Raw genomic sequence first — 17,924 nt, 5'->3', positions numbered from 1 at the left:
GCGATGAAACCCCTGTAGCAGCTGGCGAAGCCTGCGTTCGAGGACGCAGTCCTCGCAAACCGGCAACCGCGTTCCGACTGTAACGCCGAGTTTGCTGAACTGGCGAGGACTGCGTCCTCGAACGCAGGCTTCGCCAGCTGCTACAAGGTGTTTACAGCGTCAAGGTCAATCGGCTGACGAGCGCCCCTGGCAACAACGCCGAGGCCGTGGCCCGCTGACTGTAGGTGCTCGCCGACAACATCAACTCGCGCTCTTCGGTCAATGCTTCCAGCTGCGATCCCAGCAAACTGTAGGCACTGTCATCAAACCGCATGGTACTCACCGGCGCCTGAATCTCGCCGTTCTCGACCCAGAAGGTCGCAAACCGCGTCATGCCGGTCAGGCGTGCTGCCGGCTGATCCGAGTAGTTCAGGTACCACAAGTTGCTGATGTACAAGCCAGTGCCCAATTGCTTGAGAATCTCTGCGTCAGGCAACGTACCGGCCGCCATGTTCACTGCGCTCGGCATTTCACCACCGCTGGCGCCGTTGGCGGTCAGACCGTACTCGGCCGCACTGCGTGAACTGACCATCTGCACGCCGGCCTTGCCGTTGACGATCAACCCAAGATCGCTGCGCGGATACCCTTCGCCGGAGAATGCCGGGCTCAACGAACCGCTGACCTTTTCATCGACGGACACCAACGGGCTGAACGAAATGTCGCCCGCGTAAAGCTTCTGCAGCGGACTGCTTTTGCTGGCAATTGACTGCGCCGAGAAACCACCCCAGCCCAGCATGTCCATGATTTCCCCTAGGGCGGCCGGCGCTAGATAGGCGCGGTACTGACCCGGCGCCAGGGTGTGTTGTGGTCGGCCTAGAAACGCCAACTGCTCGCGCGCCAGCGCAAAGCGCCTGGCAAACCCTTCGCTGTTCCAGTCGTGCCCGGCGTAACTGGCTTTCACCGCCTGGCCGTTGTCATGGAACAGGCTGAAGTCGAAGTTGAAGCTGTTGGCCTGGTGCCAACCGAACGCACCCGAAGAGCTGGCGAAACCGCGACTGATCGGGCCGGCAGCATAGAAGCCCACCAGGTCCAGCCCTTCGGCGGCCTGGGTGATTTCGGCCACCACCTGCTCGGTGTCCGGCAGCGGATGTTCCTGCACGTTCTTGCTCTGCCAGTCGTTGTGGTTGAGCAGCAGATACGGGTCCTGCGGCAACAACGGCAAGGTTTCGCGCAACTGTTGCAGACCTTCGGCGAGGCGCTGAACATCGACTTCGGCATCACCGGAAAGGGTGATGTTCAGGTCGGCGTGGCGACCCTCGTTGATCAGTTTGAAACCGACACTCGCCTGCTGCACCTGACCGGCCTGACGAACCTTGGCGTGGTTGAAGCGCACGAAGGCCGACGATTCGGCGGCGTAGCTGAGGGTGAATTGTTCCGGCTCGCGAATCGCATCGCGCAGCCAGTTGACCAAAGCCTTGAACGACTCGGCCTGATTTTTTGAAGTGCTCATCAGGCGTCTCCCCCAAATACATCTACGTTGCTGAACACACAGGCCGGCGAGGCATGGCCGACGCGAATGACCTGATTCGGTTCGCCCTTGCCGCAGTTCGGCGTACCCAGAACCTTCAAGGAGCTGGCGTCACCGACGGCGCTGAGGCTTTTCCAGAACTGTGCGGAAATCGCCCGGTAGTTCGGGTTTTTCACTACACCTTTGAGCTCGCCGTTTTCGATCAACTGAGCCCATTCGCAGCCGAACTGGAATTTGTTGCGCGCATCGTCGATGGACCACGAACGATTGGTCGACATCATGATGCCGTGCTCGATGTTGCCGATCAGCTGTTCCAGTGGCTGATCGCCGGGCTCGATGTTCAGGTTGGCCATGCGGTCGATTGGCGGGCGGTTCCAGCCGCAGGCGCGGCTGTTGGCGACACCGTCCATGCCGGCACGGAATTGCGACAACGCACCACCCAGTGGGCGCAGCAGCAAACCTTCTTTAATCAGAAACTGTTTGCTCGCGGCAGTGCCGTCGTCGTCATGGCCGTAACTGGCGAGCTGCTCGGGGATGTCCGGGTCGAAGGTCACGTTGAGCAATTTGGAGCCGTACTGCAGATGGCCGAAGTCTTCTGCCTTGACGAAACTGGTGCCGGCATAATTGCGTTCGTCGCCCAGGATTCGGTCCAGCTCCAGTGGGTGGCCGATGGATTCGTGGATCTGCAGCATCATCTGGTCCGGCATCAGCAGCAGGTCGCGTGCGCCTTGCGGGGTGTTCGGTGCCAGCAGCAATTGCAACGCCTGATCGGCGACTTTCGGGCCGGCGCCGACCAGGCCGCAGCGGCTGATGACATCGAAGCCACCCTGTTGGCCAAAGTTCTCGCGGCCAAGGGTGCGGGTCTGGCTGTCGCTACCGTTGTAGGCGGTGACTTCCAGGCTTGGGTAGACGAAACGCTGGGCCTGACGCAGTTCGGCGCCGGCGCTGCTGAGGTAGATCTGCTCGACGTGGGTGATGCCGATGCTCACCTGCCAGTTCACCAATCGCTCGTCCTTGGGCACGGCGGCGGATTCGGCGCCGAGCAGTTGGTAGCAGTCGCTCAGGGATGGGAAGGGCTGGTTCAGATTCGGTGAAAAGTAGTCGGCGCGGTCGCTGGAGACGCCTTGCTCGCGCAGGTCGAGCAAGGCGTGGGGCTTGAGTCGACGGGCTTGTTGCTCGGCTCTCTCCAGCGCGGCTTGCAGGCCTGATTGGGACAGGTCGTTGGTCGCGGCGTAGGCTTCGACGCCGTTGACTCGAACGGTCAGCATCGCGCCTTCGTCATGGCTCAGGCTCGGAGGTTCGGCGACATTCTTGCGCACCGACAGGTATTGACCGGACTCGCGCACATAACGCAGCGAAAAGAATTCAGCGCCCGTGCGCAAGGCAGCGAAGCGCTGCTTGAGCTGGGGGTGGAAATCGAACATTCGGGAACCTCCTTGGTATGGAGTGGCGGTGTATCGATGTTGCGAGGGGGTGAAACGTTTGCGTGGCGCTAGATTAGGCCTGAGCGGGGGGTAGGATCAAGGGCGGAGCGGTGTAGGAATGGATTACCAGGGTGTATCAGGAGGTTGTGTGTTGGTTGGGAGGACCCCTTCGCGGGCAAGCCTCGCTCCTACAAGGAAACACGATCCCATGTAGGAGCGAGGCTTGCCCGCGAAGGGCGCACCTCGGTATTACGTCTTACTGAGCAGTAAGGCTCACATCCCGCAACGGCTTGCCACGCACCGGTGCATTACCGGCCACGAAGTAGTCGGCGGTGCTGCGCGGCAATGACTGGCGACCACGGATCTTGTCGGCGATTTTCTCGGCGATCATGATCGTTGGCGCGTTCAGGTTGCCGGTGGTGATGATGGGCATGATCGAGGCGTCGACCACGCGCAGGGCTTGCATGCCATGCACACGACCTTCGGCATCAACCACCGCCATTTCGTCGGTGCCCATCTTGCACGAGCAGGACGGGTGGAACGCGGTTTCGGCGTGTTCGCGGATGAACTTGTCCAGCTGCTCATCGGTTTGCACGTCGATGCCGGGGCTGATTTCGCGGCCACGGAAAGCGTCCAGCGCAGGCTGTTGCATGATTTCACGGGTCAGGCGGATGCCGTCACGAAATTCCTGCCAGTCCTGCTCGGTGGCCATGTAGTTGAACAGGATGCTCGGGTACTCGCGCGGATCCTTGGACTTGGCCTGAATGCGACCACGGCTCGGCGAACGCATGGAACCCATGTGCGCCTGGAAACCGTGCTCTTTCACGCCGTTGCTGCCGTTGTAGTTAATCGCGACCGGCAGGAAGTGGTACTGAATGTTCGGCCAATCGAATTCTTCGCGTGTACGGATGAAACCGCCAGCTTCGAACTGGTTGCTGGCGCCGATGCCGGTGCCGTTGAACAGCCACTCGGCACCGATGGCCGGCTGGTTGTACCAAAGCAGCGACGGGTACAGCGAAACCGGTTGGGTGCAGGCGTATTGCAGGTACAACTCGAGGTGATCCTGCAGGTTTTCGCCGACGCCTGGCAGGTCGTGGACCACCGGAATGTCGAGCGTGTTCAGCAGTTCGGCAGGGCCGACACCGGAACGTTGCAGAATCTGCGGCGACGCGATGGCGCCGGAGCACAGCAGCACTTCTTTGCGGGCGCGGGCTTCAACGCGCTCTTCAGCGGAGCCGATCAAGTAACGCACGCCGACTGCACGCTTGCCTTCGAACAGGATCTTGTCGGTCAGGGCGTGGGTGACGATGGTCAGGGTCGAGCGCTTCTTGGCGATGTCCAGGTAACCGCGAGCGGTGCTGGCGCGACGACCGTTCGGCGTCACGGTGCGGTCCATCGGGCCGAAACCTTCCTGCTGATAACCGTTGAGGTCTTCGGTACGCGGGTAACCGGCTTGCACGCCGGCTTCAACCATCGCGTGGAACAGCGGGTTGTTGCCGGCTTTCGGCGTGGTCACGCTGACCGGGCCGTCGCTACCGTGGTAATCGTTCGCGCCGATGTCACGGGTTTCAGCCTTGCGGAAGTACGGCAGGCAGTTCAGGTAGTCCCAGTCTTCCAGACCTGGCAGTTTCGACCAGTTGTCGTAATCCATCGCGTTGCCGCGGATGTAGCACATGCCGTTGATCAGCGAAGAACCACCCAGGCCCTTGCCGCGACCGCATTCCATCCGGCGACCGTCCATGTGTGGCTCTGGATCGGTTTCGTAGCCCCAGTTGTAGCGACGACCTTGCAGCGGAAACGCCAGGGCGGCCGGCATTTGCGTGCGGAAGTCCAAGCGGTAGTCCGGGCCGCCGGCTTCGAGCAGCAGAACGGTGACGCCTTCGTCTTCAGTCAGACGGGTCGCCAGGGTGTTACCGGCCGAGCCGGCACCGATGATGATGTAATCGAATTCTTGGGACATTAAATGCACCCTCTTTGAAGTTGGTCAGGTCGCCTGTAGCAGCTGTCGAGGCACGAGGCTGCGTTGGGTCGCGCAGCGGCCCTCTGAGGGCGGTCCTGCGGACACGCAACGCAGCCTCGTACCTCGGCAGCTGCTACAGGGTTTTCAGCCGGGGTTTAGAACACCGAGGCGTAATCGCCCAGTTCGACCTGTACCGATTTGATGCGTGTGAAGTTGTTCAGCGAGCTGATGCCGTTCTCACGGCCCACGCCCGACTGCTTGTAGCCGCCGACCGGCATTTTGGCGTCGGACTCGCCCCAGGCGTTGATCCAGCAGATACCGGCTTCCAGTTGGTGAATCACGCGGTGAGCGCGGTTCAGGTCTTTGGTGACGATGCCAGCCGCCAGGCCGAAGTCGGTGTCGTTGGCACGACGGATCACTTCTTCTTCGGTGTCGTAGGTCAGGATGCTCATCACCGGGCCGAAGATTTCCTCGCGAACGATGGTCATCTCGTCGGTGCAGTCGGTGAACACGGTCGGTGCCACGAATGCGCCTTTGGCGAAGTCGCCGTCGGTCAGGCGAGTACCGCCGCACAGGACGCGAGCGCCTTCTTCCTTACCTTTGGCGATGTAACCCAGCACGCTTTCCATGTGGGCGAAGCTGACCAGCGGGCCGAAATTGGTGTTTTCGTCTTCTGGGTTGCCGATGCGGATGCGCGCAACACGCTCAGCGATCTTGGCTTCGAAAGCGGCTTTCAGATGAGTCGGTACGAACACGCGAGTGCCGTTGGTGCAGACCTGACCGGAGCTGTAGAAGTTGGCCATCATCGCGGTGTCGGCGGCGCGATCGAGGTCGGCGTCGTCGAAAATGATCAGCGGGGATTTGCCGCCCAACTCCATGGTCACGTCTTTCAGCGAAGACGCGGAAGCGCTGGCCATCACTTTCTTGCCAGTGTCGGTGCCGCCGGTGAAGGAGATTTTTTCGATGCGTGGGTGCTCGGTCAACCAAGTGCCGACTTCACGGCCGCTACCGGTCAGCACGTTGAACACGCCAGCCGGAACGCCGGCTTCGGTGTAGATCTCGGCCAGTTTCAGCGTGGTCAGGGACGTGACTTCGCTTGGCTTGAAGATCATCGCGTTACCGGCCGCCAGGGCTGGTGCGGATTTCCACAGGGCGATCTGGATCGGGTAGTTCCACGCGCCGATACCGGCCACAACACCCAGCGGCTCGCGACGTGTGTAGACGAACGAAGTGGTGCGCAACGGAATCTGCTCGCCTTCGATAGCCGGAACCAGACCTGCGTAGTACTCCAGCACGTCAGCGCCGGTAACGATGTCGACGTAACGGGTTTCGGAGTACGACTTGCCGGTGTCCAGGGTTTCCAGGGCAGCCAGTTCATCGTTGCGCTCGCGCAAGATGTCCACGGCACGACGCAGGATGCGCGAACGCTCCATGGCGGTCATCGCGGCCCAGATTTTCTGGCCCTTTTCAGCGCTGACCACAGCACGCTCAACGTCTTCCTTGGTCGCACGCTGTACGGTTGCGAGGACTTCACCGTTAGCCGGGTTGATGGCTTCGAAGGTGGCGTCGCTGCTGGCGTCGGAGTAGCCGCCATCGATGTAGAGTTTTTGCAGTTCGAAACGGGCCATAGTGTCCTCGCAAGTGCATAAGTGGTTGGCGTTGACCACTGGGCGTGCCTTATAGCTTGGGCAACGCTGGTCAGTGGCAGTTCAGGTGCTGAGCGGTTCTGTGTGCTCTAACTCACCTGCTTGGCCAGTTGGAAATCCATGTATTCGTAAGCGATCTGGTGCGCTTGCCCGGTGTCGAAAGCATCTCCCGACAGCGCGCCGCGCAACCACAAGCCGTCAATGAGGGCCGCCAGGCCGCGGGCGGCGCTGCGCGCTTGATCGAGCGGCAACACACGGCGGAACTGGCAGCACAGGTTGGAATACAGGCGGTGATCGTTAATCCGCTGCAACCTGTGCAATGACGGGTGGTGCATGCTGGTGGCCCAGAAGGCCAGCCAGGTTTTCATTGCCGGGCCATTGACCTGGCTGGCGTCGAAGTTGCCTTCGATGATCACCTGCAGATGCGCCCGTGGGCTGTCATCTGCCAGCGCCTGACGGCGCGCGGTGACGTTCTCGCTGAGCACGCTCATCAGGTACTGCGCCGTGGCAGCGATCAGGCCGTTTTTGTCCTGAAAATAGTGACTGATGATGCCATTTGAGACACCGGCCAAACGGGCGATCAGCGCAATGCTGGCGTCCCCCATTCCGACCTGATCGACGGCCTGCAATGTGGCTTCGATCAACTGCTGGCGGCGGATGGGTTGCATACCGACCTTGGGCATCTTGCACATCTCCTTAGGCCTTCCGGCGGACGTAAAACGTCTATCGGATTGAGGGCCAGTCTATTTTGTTTTGATTGAACGTTCAATCAACAAAGAATAAGATCTGCGACAAATCGTCGCTACCTAACAGGTTTTTCCTAAACGTAGTTGGCGAAAAACGACATCCGAAAACGCTCGAAACCCTTGCGCACTGGCGCTCCCGGGCTTCGGGCTTTTTTCGGGGTGTCTTTATATCACCCGCCGGTCGGCTGCCAACTAACCGATTAGTCGGGTACCGCGTTGCCTTGTGTTCTTCTCCCGCACTGCCCGGAGCATCTGTGCCATGAGTTCTGCCTCTCTTATAAAGACCCCACCCGAGAAGGTGACGGTCAACGGTTGGGTGTTCTACACCTCTACCGCGTTGATCCTGTTGTTGACCGCCATTCTGATCATTGCCCCGCAAGAGGCCGGCAGATTGCTCGGCATCGCCCAAGCCTGGTTGTCCCGCAGCTTCGGCTGGTACTACATGGTGGTGATCGCCGCTTACCTGGTCTTCGTGCTCGGCCTGGCGTTTTCGTCCTACGGCAAACTCAAGCTGGGCAGTAAGGACGACACCCCAGACTTCAGCTATGGCGCCTGGGCGGGGATGCTATTCTCGTCGGGTATCGGCATCTCGCTGTTGTACTTCGGTGCTTCCGAGCCGCTGGACCACTACTTCAATCCGCCGGAAGGCGTGGCCGGCAGCAACCTTGCTGCACGTCAGGCGGTTCAGCTGACGTTCCTGCACTGGGGCCTGCATGGCTGGGCGATTTATGCATTGGTCGGCCTGGCCGTGGCGTACTTTGCGTATCGCCATAACCAGCCGCTGGCATTGCGTTCGGCGCTGTATCCGTTGGTCGGCGAGCGTTGGGTCAAAGGCGCGGCCGGGCATGCGGTGGACGGCTTTGGCATGTTCGTGACCCTGCTGGGGCTGGTGACGAACCTGGGGATTGGTTCGCTGCAAGTGTCGTCGGGCCTTGAAAACCTGTTCGGCATGGAGCACAACAACACCAACCTGCTGATCGTGATCATCGTGATGAGCACCGTGGCGACCATCGCTGCCGTGTCCGGCGTGGAAAACGGTATTCGCCGTCTGTCCAACCTGAACATTGTGCTGTTCAGCGGTCTGCTGATTTTCGTGCTGCTGTTCGGCCCGACCCTGCACCTGCTCAACGGCTTCGTGCAAAACGTCGGCGACTACCTGAACAGCGTGGTGCTGAAAACGTTCGACCTCTATGTGTACGAAGGCGACAGTGAGAAATCCGACCGCTGGTTGGGCCTGTGGACCCTGTTCTACTGGGCCTGGTGGATTTCCTGGGCCCCCTTCGTCGGCATGTTCATCGCGCGTATTTCCCGTGGTCGCACGGTGCGTGAACTGGTGGCCGGTGTGCTGCTGATCCCGCTGGGTTTCACCCTGGCGTGGCTGTCGATCTTCGGTAACTCTGCCCTGGACCTGGTGATGAACCACGGAGCGGTGGAGCTCGGGAAGACGGCGCTGGAACAGCCGTCCATGGCGATCTATCAGTTGCTGGAGCATTACCCGGCGTCGAAAATCGTGATTGGCGTGTCGATCTTCGTCGGTTTCGTGTTGTTCCTGACCCCGGCTGATTCCGGCGCGGTGATGATGGCCAACCTTTCGTGCAAGGGCGGCAACGTTGACGAAGATGCGCCGCACTGGCTGCGGATCTTCTGGTCGGCGGTGATTACCCTGGTGACCATCGGCCTGCTGTTTGCCGGTAACTTCGAAGCCATGCAAACCATGGTGGTGCTGGCCGGTCTGCCGTTCTCGGTGGTGCTGGTGTTCTTCATGTTCGGCTTGCACAAGGCCATGCGCCAGGACGTGCAGATCGAACAGGAGCAAGCGGAGCTCGCAGCGCGCGGTCGTCGTGGTTTCAGCGAGCGTTTGACTCAGCTGGACTTGCAGCCGAATCAGTCGATCGTTCAGCGTTTCATGGACAAGCAAGTGAGCCCGGCGCTGGAAGAGGCTGCGGTGCAACTGCGTACTCAAGGCCTGGATGTGCAAACGTTGCTGGGCAAGGCCAAGCGTTGCATGGGCCTGCGGATCGAGAGGGAAGAGGGCAACCCTTTTGTCTACGAAGTGAGCCTGGACGGCTATCTGGCAGCGGCGAGCGACACGGTTTCGGCTGAGAGTGCTGATGAACCGCGCGCACGTTACTACCGCGCCGAGGTTTATTTGCACAATGGCAGCCAGGACTACGACTTGATGGGCTTCACTCAAGATCAGATCACCCGTGACGTGCTCGATCAGTTTGAAAGCCATCGGCAGCTCCTTGGCCGGGTCTATAGCTAATGTTGAAGGGCGCGGTGCATCAGATGCACCGCGTCGCATCCTTCGCGGGCAAGCCTCGCTCCTACAGGATTTCCGTTGAACTTGTAGGAGCGAGGCTTGCCCGCGAAGGGGCCATCAGCCGCAATACTGTTTGACTCGATATCCCGTAAACAAAAACGCCGCGATCCTCTCGCGGCGTTTTTGTGTCTGCTGCCTACCCCAGGTTCTTGCCGAGCAGCGCGTGATACAGCTCGCTGTCACCCAGAATCCCGACAACCTTGTTGTTGTCGTGCAGCACCAGCTTATTACCCGTCTGATATCGAATCTGCAGCGCGTCGCGCATGCCGATACTCGAATCCACCAGCGTTGGTCGACGACCCAAGCCTTCAACCGCTTGCCCTGGAATCCAGTTCTGCAGGTCCAGGCTCGCGCCGTTCTGGCGTGCGCCTTTGATGGTGTTGCCTTCGGCCAGGTCCAGCCAGGAGTCGCCGCCCGGATCGAGGCATACCGAACCGTTGATGCGTTTGCAGTTGTCCAGGGTGCGCATCAGGCTGCGACCGCACAACACGTTCAGCGGGTTGGTATGGGCGACGAAGGTCCGCACATAGTCGTCCGCAGGGTTCAATACGATCTCTTCCGGCTTGCTGTACTGGACGATCCGACCGTCTTTCATGATCGCGATACGGCTGCCCAGCTTCAGTGCTTCATCGAGGTCATGGCTCACGAACACGATGGTTTTGTTCAGCTTGCTTTGCAGCTCCAGCAGTTCGTCTTGCAGGCCCTGACGGATCAGCGGGTCGAGGGCCGAGAACGGTTCGTCCATCAGCAGAATGTCGGCATCCATCGCGAGCGCGCGGGCCAGGCCCACACGTTGCTGCATACCACCGGAGAGCTCATCCGGCTTCTTGTTACGCCACTGGGTCAGGCCCACCAGCTCAAGTTTTTCATCGACCAGTTTTTTCCGTTCCTTCTCCGGTCGTCCCTGCATTTCCAGACCGAAGCTGATGTTCTCGCGAACGGTCAGCCAAGGCATCAGGGCGAACTTCTGGAACACCATCGCAATGCGCTGGGTGCGCATCATTTTCAGTTCCGCCGGGGTGCAGGAAGCGATGTCGATCTGCTTGCCTTCGTGCTCGACGAACAATTTGCCGCGGCTGACGGTGTTGAGACCGTTGATGCAGCGCAGCAAGCTGGACTTGCCGGAGCCGGACAGGCCCATCAGTACGCAGATTTCCCCCTTTTCGACATCCAGGCTGGCCTTTTCGACGCCGACAATCTGCCCGGTCTTTTTCAGGATCTGGTCGCGGGTCATGCCCTGATCGAGGAGTTTCAAGGCCTCGCGCGGGTCTTTGGAGAAGATTACGTCGACGTCTTCGAAGCGAATAATGCTCATGCGTCACCCCCTACTTTGGCTTCGGGTTGTTTGCAGATACGGTCGAGCATGATCGCCAGCAGTACGATCGCCAGGCCCGCTTCGAAGCCCAGGGCGATATCAGCAGTGTTCAGTGCGTTGACCACGGGTTTGCCCAGGCCGTCGGCGCCCACCAGTGCCGCGATCACCACCATCGACAACGACAGCATGATGCACTGGGTGATACCGGCAGCGATGCTTGGCATAGCGTAGGGCAGTTCGATGCGTGCGAGCAGTTGACGGCGCGAGCAGCCGAAGGCTTTGCCGGCGTCCATCAATTCTGCGGGAACATCACGGATACCCAGGTAGGTCAGGCGGATAGGCGCGGCAATTGCGAACACCACCGTAGAAATCAGACCCGGGACCACACCCAGACCGAAGAGGGTCAGGGTAGGAATGAGGTACACGAAGGTCGGCACGGTCTGCATCAGATCGAGCACCGGACGCATCAGTGTGTAAAACATCGGTTTATGCGCGGCGACGATGCCCAACGGCACGCCGATGACCACGCAGACCAGGGTGGCGAACAACACCTGGGCGAGGGTTTCCATGGTTTCCTGCCAGTACCCCAGATTGAGGATCAGCAGGAAGGAGGCGATGACAAAAACGGTCAGTCCCCACTTTCGTTGAATGAAGTGTGCCAGTAGCGCGATGAGGCCGATCAATGCCAGCGGGTTGAACCAGGTCAGCGCAAAAGTCACGCCGTGGATCATCGTTTCCAGTGACACGGCGATTGCGTCGAAGGTGTTGGCGCCGTGTTGCGTCAACCATTCAACGAAGCCCGCGATGTACTGGCCTAAAGGTATTTTCTGATCAATCAGCATGGTAGTGAACGTCCGCATGCAAGGAAATTAACAGCCCGGGCGACCTGGATCGCCCGGCGTAAGCGATTACTGCGCGAGCTTGGCTTTCACGGCCTCCAGGCCTGGTTTACCGTCAATGGTGGTCACGCCAGCGAGCCAGGTATCGAGGACCTGTGGATTCTTTTTCAGCCAGGCTTTGGCGGCCGCGTCAGGCTTCATTTTGTCGTCCAGGACGTTGCCCATCAGGGTGCTTTCCATGTCCAGAGTGAACTGCAGGTTTTTCAACAGCTGACCCACGTTGCTGCATTCCTGCGCATAGCCCTTGCGGGTGTTGGTGTAGATGGTTGCCTGGCCGAAGTTCGGGCCGAAATACTCGTCGCCGCCGGTCAAGTACTTCATCTTGAAACGCGTGTTCATCGGGTGCGGTTCCCAGCCCAGGAACACCACGGCGGTGTTGCGGCGCTGGGCGCGATCGACTTGCGAGAGCATGCCTGCCTCGCTGGACTCGACCACCTTGAAGCCGGCGTCTTTCAAGCCGAAGGCGTTCTTGTCGATCATGCTCTGGATCAGGCGGTTGCCGTCGTTGCCTGGTTCAATGCCATAGATCTTGCCGTCGAGTTCTTTCTTGAACTTGGCGATGTCGGCGAAATCTTTCAGACCTTTGTTATACAACTCTTCCGGGACGGCGAGTGTGTATTTTGCGTTTTCCAGGTTGGCACGCAGGGTGTCCACGGTGCCGGCATCGCGGTAGGCCTTGATGTCGTTTTCCATGGTCGGCATCCAGTTGCCCAGGAATACGTCCATGTTCTTGCCGTCGGCCAGGGACTTGTAGGTCACCGGTACGGAAATCATCGTGGTTTTGGTCTTGTAGCCGAGGGCATCGAGGACGACGCTGGTGGTGGCGGTGGTGACGGTAATGTCAGTCCAGCCGACATCGGAGAAATTTACGGTGCTGCATTGAGCCGGTTCGGCGGCTTGAGCCAGAAACGGCAGACTCAGCATGGCGGCCAACAACAACGACGGGGAACCTTTCATGGATGGACTCCTTGGTGTTTTTTTTGGCAGTGTTCCGACTGGACCACCGCACTTATAGGTTGCGGTTGGATGGCGTTTTGGAGACAGCTCTACCACGGCGCCTTGCAATCGAGTCGATACGATCATGTACCAGTGAAAATCTGACGCCTACAGGGGGCGTCGTAACCAGTACAGGGATGGTCGCATCCAGTGTCGGTGACGTCGTTTACAGCTTTTTTCAGCCCTCTTTGCCCCTCCGATCCGCAAAAAAACGGCGAAAACGCAGCGTCAAAGGCTCGCGGCGTTTGTGGGCATGAGTGCGTCGGTGTGAGACGTCGAACGACAAGGCAAAAGCCTGATGATGCGGCCATCTCGGCGGATTGCAGCTTCAGCGTAGCAGCTCCGTCACTGGGCGCTTTTGCGTCTGGAGTTGGGACATCCAGGAGTTCGGCAGTAATGGCTATCAGTGTTTTCGACCTGTTCAAAATCGGCATCGGCCCTTCCAGTTCGCACACCGTGGGACCTATGCGGGCCGCCGCGTTGTTCGTGCAAGGTGTGCGTGAGCAGGGTCTTTTGGAGCAAGTGCGTCGCGTCGAAGTTCAGCTTTATGGTTCGTTGTCGGCCACCGGCATCGGTCACGGCAGCGACAACGCGGTGATCATGGGCCTGATGGGCGAGTGGCCGGACGCGATCGATCCGTCGCAAATCGGCATCCGCATCGAAACCCTGCGCGAAACTCACACGCTGTTGCTCGACGGTCGCTTGTCGGTCCCGTTCATCTGGGCCCGGGACATGCGCCTGATCGACGAAAACCTGCCGTTCCATCCCAACGCCATGACCCTGATCGCCGAGGGCGATGACGGTGAACTGCATCGCGACACCTACTATTCCATCGGCGGCGGTTTTGTCGTCGATGAAGCACAAGCCTCCAGCGGCGTAGTGGATCTGGATCGCACGGTGTTGCCGTACGATTTCTCCAGCGCCGTCGAACTGCTCAGCCTGTGCCAGAAACACAACTTGCGCGTCGCCGAATTGATGATGGCCAACGAGAAGGTCTGGCGCAGCGAAGAGGAAATCCGTGCCGGCCTGATGAAACTCTGGCGCGCCATGCAGGATTGCGTCGAACAAGGCCTCAAGCACGAAGGCATCCTGCCCGGCGGACTTAATGTGCGTCGTCGTGCGGCCAGGTTGCATCGCAGCCTGCAAGAGCTGGGGAAACCTAACGTAATCGGCTCAACGTTGAGCGCCATGGAGTGGGTCAACCTCTTCGCCCTCGCGGTCAACGAAGAAAACGCCGCTGGCGGGCGCATGGTCACGGCGCCGACCAATGGCGCCGCGGGGATCATTCCGGCGGTGTTGCACTACTTTATGAAGTTCAGTGAAGTGGTGACCGACGCCAACGTGGTCGACTATTTCCTCAGTGCGGCGGCGGTAGGGATTCTGTGCAAGAAGAACGCTTCGATTTCCGGTGCCGAAGTCGGTTGCCAGGGCGAAGTCGGTTCGGCCTGCGCCATGGCGGCGGCCGGGTTGGCGGAGATCCTCGGCGCCACACCGGAGCAGCTATGCAACGCGGCGGAAATCGGTCTGGAACACAACCTCGGTCTGACCTGCGACCCGGTGGGCGGGCTGGTGCAAGTGCCGTGCATCGAGCGCAACGCGATTGCCGCGGTGAAAGCCATCAACGCGGCGCAGATGGCGCTGCGTGGCGATGGTCAGCACTTTATCTCGCTGGATCGGGTGATCCGCACGATGCGTGATACTGGCGCCGATATGCATGACAAATATAAAGAGACATCGCGCGGTGGGTTGGCGGTTAGCGCGGTTGAGTGCTGAAACCGCGAAGGCGTCAGACCAGTCAAAACTGCGCACTAAGTGAACACCCAATTCAAAACGCGCCACGTTTTGGCGCGTCGCTTACAGATAAGCGACTTCACCCAGGTCAGGGATCCAAGTTGGCCATTACCGCCTGTCACCTGTGCTTGCGGTGACACTCTCTCCCGGCACCTCGCAGCCCTGTTCCCACAAGTGCTACCGATTTGCTCACGCCCAACGAGGCAGAGCGCCTGCTGCCGATAATGGCACTTATATCCCCCCTTCAGCGCGCGGCTTATATAGACACATCCCGACGTCGTTTTCAGGAGTTATTGAACGCGCATTCAACTTTAGGCATGGCAATTGCTCTGTCATTACAAAGCCCGTCTCCCACGCGAGAACGATGGCAATAACAAGAGCCTCCGCCTGAGGCCATCACCCGCTTTGTGTGAGGAGATACCGCGATGACGACGTTCAACTCAGGGGCTCAACCCCAGAACCGTGCGCCTCAATCCATCGGCTTTTTGCTGCTGGACAATTTCACGCTTATTTCTCTGGCCTCCGCAGTAGAACCCCTGCGTATGGCCAACCAATTGTCCGGCCGCGAGCTGTATCGCTGGACCACACTCACCGTCGACGGCGGTCAGGTCTGGGCCAGTGACGGTCTGCAGATCACTCCCGACTGTTCCATGCACAAGGCACCCGCCCTGGACACCATCATTGTCTGCGGCGGTATTGGCATCCAGCGCACTGTTACCCGTGAACACGTTTCGTGGCTGCAAAGCCAGGCACGGCAGTCCCGCCGTCTCGGTGCGGTCTGCACCGGCAGCTGGGCCCTGGCGTGCGCCGGCCTGCTGGATGGTTTCGATTGCAGCGTGCACTGGGAATGTCTGGCCTCGATGCAGGAAGCTTTTCCGCGTGTGGCCATGAGTACGCGTCTGTTCACCCTCGACCGTAACCGTTTCACCAGTTCCGGCGGCACCGCGCCGCTGGACATGATGCTGCACCTGATCAGCCGCGATCACGGTCGTGAACTGTCTGCCGCGATTTCGGAAATGTTCGTCTATGAGCGCATCCGTAACGAGCAGGATCACCAGCGTGTGCCGCTCAAGCACATGCTCGGCACCAACCAGCCGAAGTTGCAGGAAATCGTCGCGCTGATGGAGGCCAACCTGGAAGAGCCGATCGACCTCGACGAACTGGCAGTGTACGTCGCCGTGTCGCGTCGTCAGCTGGAGCGGCTGTTCCAGAAATACCTGCACTGCTCGCCGTCGCGTTATTACCTGAAACTGCGCTTGATCCGTGCTCGGCAACTGCTCAAGCAAACGCCGATGTCGATCATCGAAGTGGCGTCGGTGTGTGGTTTCGTTTCCACACCACACTTCTCCAAGTGCTACCGCGAATACTTCGGCATTCCACCGCGTGACGAGCGCGTAGGTTCCAACACCACGCAACAAGTGGCGATGATGCCGCTGCCACAAGCGTTGGTGCTGTCACCGTTGTCCGGGCCGTTGTCGGCGCTGAGTCAGGCGCGCAACGAGTCGACGTTCGCCAGCGTAAGGCTCTAAACCGAGGCGCCTTCATTCGCGAGCAGGCTCGCTCCCACAGGGATATGCGATCCAATAATGTGGGAGCGAGCCTGCTCGCGAAAGCGGTTGATCAGGCGCTACGGCTCTGCTGATACTGCGCCAGTGCAGGCAGCAATTGCTTATCAATGGCCTGGCGCACGGCGGGCAGAATGGTCGCGCTGCTGGTGTACATCTGCTTGACCATCGTGCGCAGTTCCGTTGCCCGTTCGTTGTTCAAACCCCGTACCGCGCATTCGCAGGCCTGCTCAGCGGTTGCGCCAGGGGGCACTGCAAATCCCAACGCCTTCAGCTGGCCCAACAGGTCTTCCTGGTCTATCAAATCGGCGTGCATCATGACGCAATCCTTCTTCAGGGAACGGTGTCGTGGCTCGATTCTCGTAGGGGTCGTGGGCGTCGGCAAGGACGATTTGTCGCAATGGCCGCAATACCTATGAACAGGTCGTTTTCGGCTAACTTGCTACGGATGGGAGTAGGCACACTGGAGTCAGCTGGCTTCACGAAGGTTTGGTCACCCTCGCGCAACGGCTCCTCAACAGTACCCACTTCTGCCCCGATCCTGTCACGGCTTGATCGGGGCTTTTTTTGGCTGGGGTTTAACGCTGCAGGACGAGGATGCGCGACAACAATTCATCCCGGTCGACATAGCAACCCTGGAAATGCCGGGTGCCGGTGGTAGGGTCGAAGGCGTTGCGGGCGTGGAGGGTGCGGCGGTTGTCGAAACACCACATTTCACCGGGGTTTAGCCGCGTCATCACCCGGAATCGATTTTCGCGGGTCATCGCAATGAAGCGGCGGTAAGCGTGATAGAGAGTGGGCATCTGCTTGACCGACGCATCGAATGGGCCGCGCAGAAAGTTCGCCATACGGACTTCCGAAACCTGCCCGAAGGCATCCAGAGCGATGATTGGCGCGAGACAACGGTAGTCGCTGTGGCGGTCTTTATTACGGAACTCCACAGGGATTTCGCAAAGGCTTTTAAACGCCTCGGGATCTTCCTGGCGCAAGGCTTGGGCAATGGCAAAGCCGTCGACGAAAATACTCTCGCCACCGTCTGCTTCATTGATCAGGCAATGCAGAAACTGCAGTCCCGGTTGCAACTCCCGGGTCGGCAAATCGCTATGCAGCGGCAGGTTGAAAGCGGTGTAGGCATTGCTGTCGGCATCGGCCTTGGATTGCACGTTGAACAGCACGCCAAAATTGCTCTCGCGGATGAAGGAAATCCGCTGGGCGATCAGCTTCAGCGAGCCGGGTTCGGTCGGCACGCCGCGGACCTGGGTCAGGCCGATATCGCGCACGGCCAGCAGCCATTGCAACAGGGCATCGTTGTCGTTCATCAACGCCTGGTATTCGAACGCCGGCAGCTTCAGGTTGCTGTTCCAGAGCTGGCTTTTGGGCTTGGCGCTCCGGCGTTCGGCGCGGGACTCATCATCGTAGGCGTGGGCCCGTAACCAGCCAGGATCGAAGCGGCTGAGATGGCCGTCCTGCCAATCGACACGCAGGCAGCCTTCGGCATCAATGCTGGCGTGCGAGGGCTTCAGGTTTTCGGCGACGTCGACGATTTCCAGCACTTGCTCGCGGGTCACGGTGTAGACGCACAGCGGGCACGGACAGTTGTCCCGCAACCACTGATGATGAAACGGGCTGACACGGTCATCGGCCCACTTCACTTGAACTCGGTCCGCCAGGGTTTGTACGGCGGTCAATGCGCTGATCAACGGGTAGGTACGGAAGTCGGCAAAAGCGGCGGCGGTGTTCATGGCGATCTCC

The 17,924-nt window shown here is 59.7% G+C and carries 13 protein-coding genes; 3 read left to right on the top strand and 10 right to left on the bottom strand.

Annotation, left to right across the window (positions count from 1 at the left end; all coding sequences use genetic code 11):
- Window positions 1-151: 151 nt before the first annotated feature.
- The 5 genes from QK293_RS21060 to betI all read right to left on the bottom strand — a co-directional run bounded on the left by QK293_RS21060 (window position 152) and on the right by betI (window position 7,220).
- A complete protein-coding gene (locus QK293_RS21060; protein ID WP_282380603.1) occupies window positions 152-1,489 on the bottom strand; it encodes a TldD/PmbA family protein in 1,338 nt (445 codons plus the stop codon).
- The gene (locus tag QK293_RS21055) at window positions 1,489-2,931 is read right to left on the bottom strand and encodes a TldD/PmbA family protein (RefSeq protein ID WP_282380601.1); all 1,443 of its coding nucleotides are present in this window, start codon (window positions 2,929-2,931) and stop codon (window positions 1,489-1,491) included. The genes QK293_RS21060 and QK293_RS21055 overlap by 1 nt, the downstream gene beginning before the upstream one ends.
- Before the next feature lie 256 nt (window positions 2,932-3,187).
- Complete coding sequence (gene betA / locus QK293_RS21050) at window positions 3,188-4,891, bottom strand: choline dehydrogenase (RefSeq protein ID WP_282380599.1); 1,704 nt, start codon at window positions 4,889-4,891, stop codon at window positions 3,188-3,190.
- A gap of 155 nt (window positions 4,892-5,046) precedes the next feature.
- Window positions 5,047-6,519, bottom strand: coding sequence for a betaine-aldehyde dehydrogenase (gene betB, locus QK293_RS21045; RefSeq protein WP_282380597.1), 1,473 nt, complete (start codon window positions 6,517-6,519; stop codon window positions 5,047-5,049).
- A gap of 107 nt (window positions 6,520-6,626) precedes the next feature.
- Entirely contained in the window at window positions 6,627-7,220 is a 594-nt protein-coding gene (betI, locus tag QK293_RS21040) for a transcriptional regulator BetI (RefSeq protein WP_282380595.1), read from the bottom strand.
- Window positions 7,221-7,599: 379 nt separating this feature from the next.
- On the opposite strand from betI, the gene QK293_RS21035 reads away from it, so the two are divergent.
- Window positions 7,600-9,549, top strand: coding sequence for a BCCT family transporter (locus tag QK293_RS21035; RefSeq protein WP_282380656.1), 1,950 nt, complete (start codon window positions 7,600-7,602; stop codon window positions 9,547-9,549).
- 193 nt (window positions 9,550-9,742) lie between these two features.
- Here QK293_RS21035 and choV read toward each other — a convergent pair whose 3' ends face one another.
- From choV to QK293_RS21020, 3 genes are all read right to left on the bottom strand, one after another.
- Window positions 9,743-10,921, bottom strand: coding sequence for a choline ABC transporter ATP-binding protein (gene choV / locus QK293_RS21030; protein ID WP_282380593.1), 1,179 nt, complete (start codon window positions 10,919-10,921; stop codon window positions 9,743-9,745).
- Window positions 10,918-11,763 (bottom strand): choline ABC transporter permease subunit, encoded by an 846-nt coding sequence (choW, locus tag QK293_RS21025; RefSeq protein ID WP_282380591.1) that lies wholly within the window; start codon window positions 11,761-11,763, stop codon window positions 10,918-10,920. The genes choV and choW overlap by 4 nt, the downstream gene beginning before the upstream one ends.
- Window positions 11,764-11,829: 66 nt before the next feature.
- Complete coding sequence (locus QK293_RS21020; protein WP_282380589.1) at window positions 11,830-12,777, bottom strand: choline ABC transporter substrate-binding protein; 948 nt, start codon at window positions 12,775-12,777, stop codon at window positions 11,830-11,832.
- A 435-nt stretch (window positions 12,778-13,212) separates the two neighbouring features.
- Here QK293_RS21020 and QK293_RS21015 point away from each other — a divergent pair, with 435 nt between their 5' ends.
- Together QK293_RS21015 and QK293_RS21010 are read left to right on the top strand one after the other, a co-directional pair.
- A complete protein-coding gene (locus tag QK293_RS21015; RefSeq protein ID WP_282380587.1) occupies window positions 13,213-14,589 on the top strand; it encodes an L-serine ammonia-lyase in 1,377 nt (458 codons plus the stop codon).
- Between the two features lie 443 nt (window positions 14,590-15,032).
- Window positions 15,033-16,136, top strand: a complete 1,104-nt coding sequence (locus tag QK293_RS21010; protein ID WP_201198415.1) for a GlxA family transcriptional regulator — start codon at window positions 15,033-15,035, stop codon at window positions 16,134-16,136.
- 91 nt (window positions 16,137-16,227) lie between these two features.
- Here QK293_RS21010 and QK293_RS21005 read toward each other — a convergent pair whose 3' ends face one another.
- Both QK293_RS21005 and QK293_RS21000 read right to left on the bottom strand, forming a co-directional pair.
- Complete coding sequence (locus QK293_RS21005; protein ID WP_282380576.1) at window positions 16,228-16,491, bottom strand: hypothetical protein; 264 nt, start codon at window positions 16,489-16,491, stop codon at window positions 16,228-16,230.
- A 259-nt stretch (window positions 16,492-16,750) separates the two neighbouring features.
- Complete coding sequence (locus QK293_RS21000) at window positions 16,751-17,914, bottom strand: gamma-butyrobetaine dioxygenase (protein ID WP_282380574.1); 1,164 nt, start codon at window positions 17,912-17,914, stop codon at window positions 16,751-16,753.
- Window positions 17,915-17,924: the final 10 nt, after the last annotated feature.

The organism is Pseudomonas sp. AL03 (assembly GCF_029960815.1).
Lineage (GTDB): Bacteria > Pseudomonadota > Gammaproteobacteria > Pseudomonadales > Pseudomonadaceae > Aquipseudomonas.
This window is presented reverse-complemented; position numbering and strand designations above follow the sequence as displayed.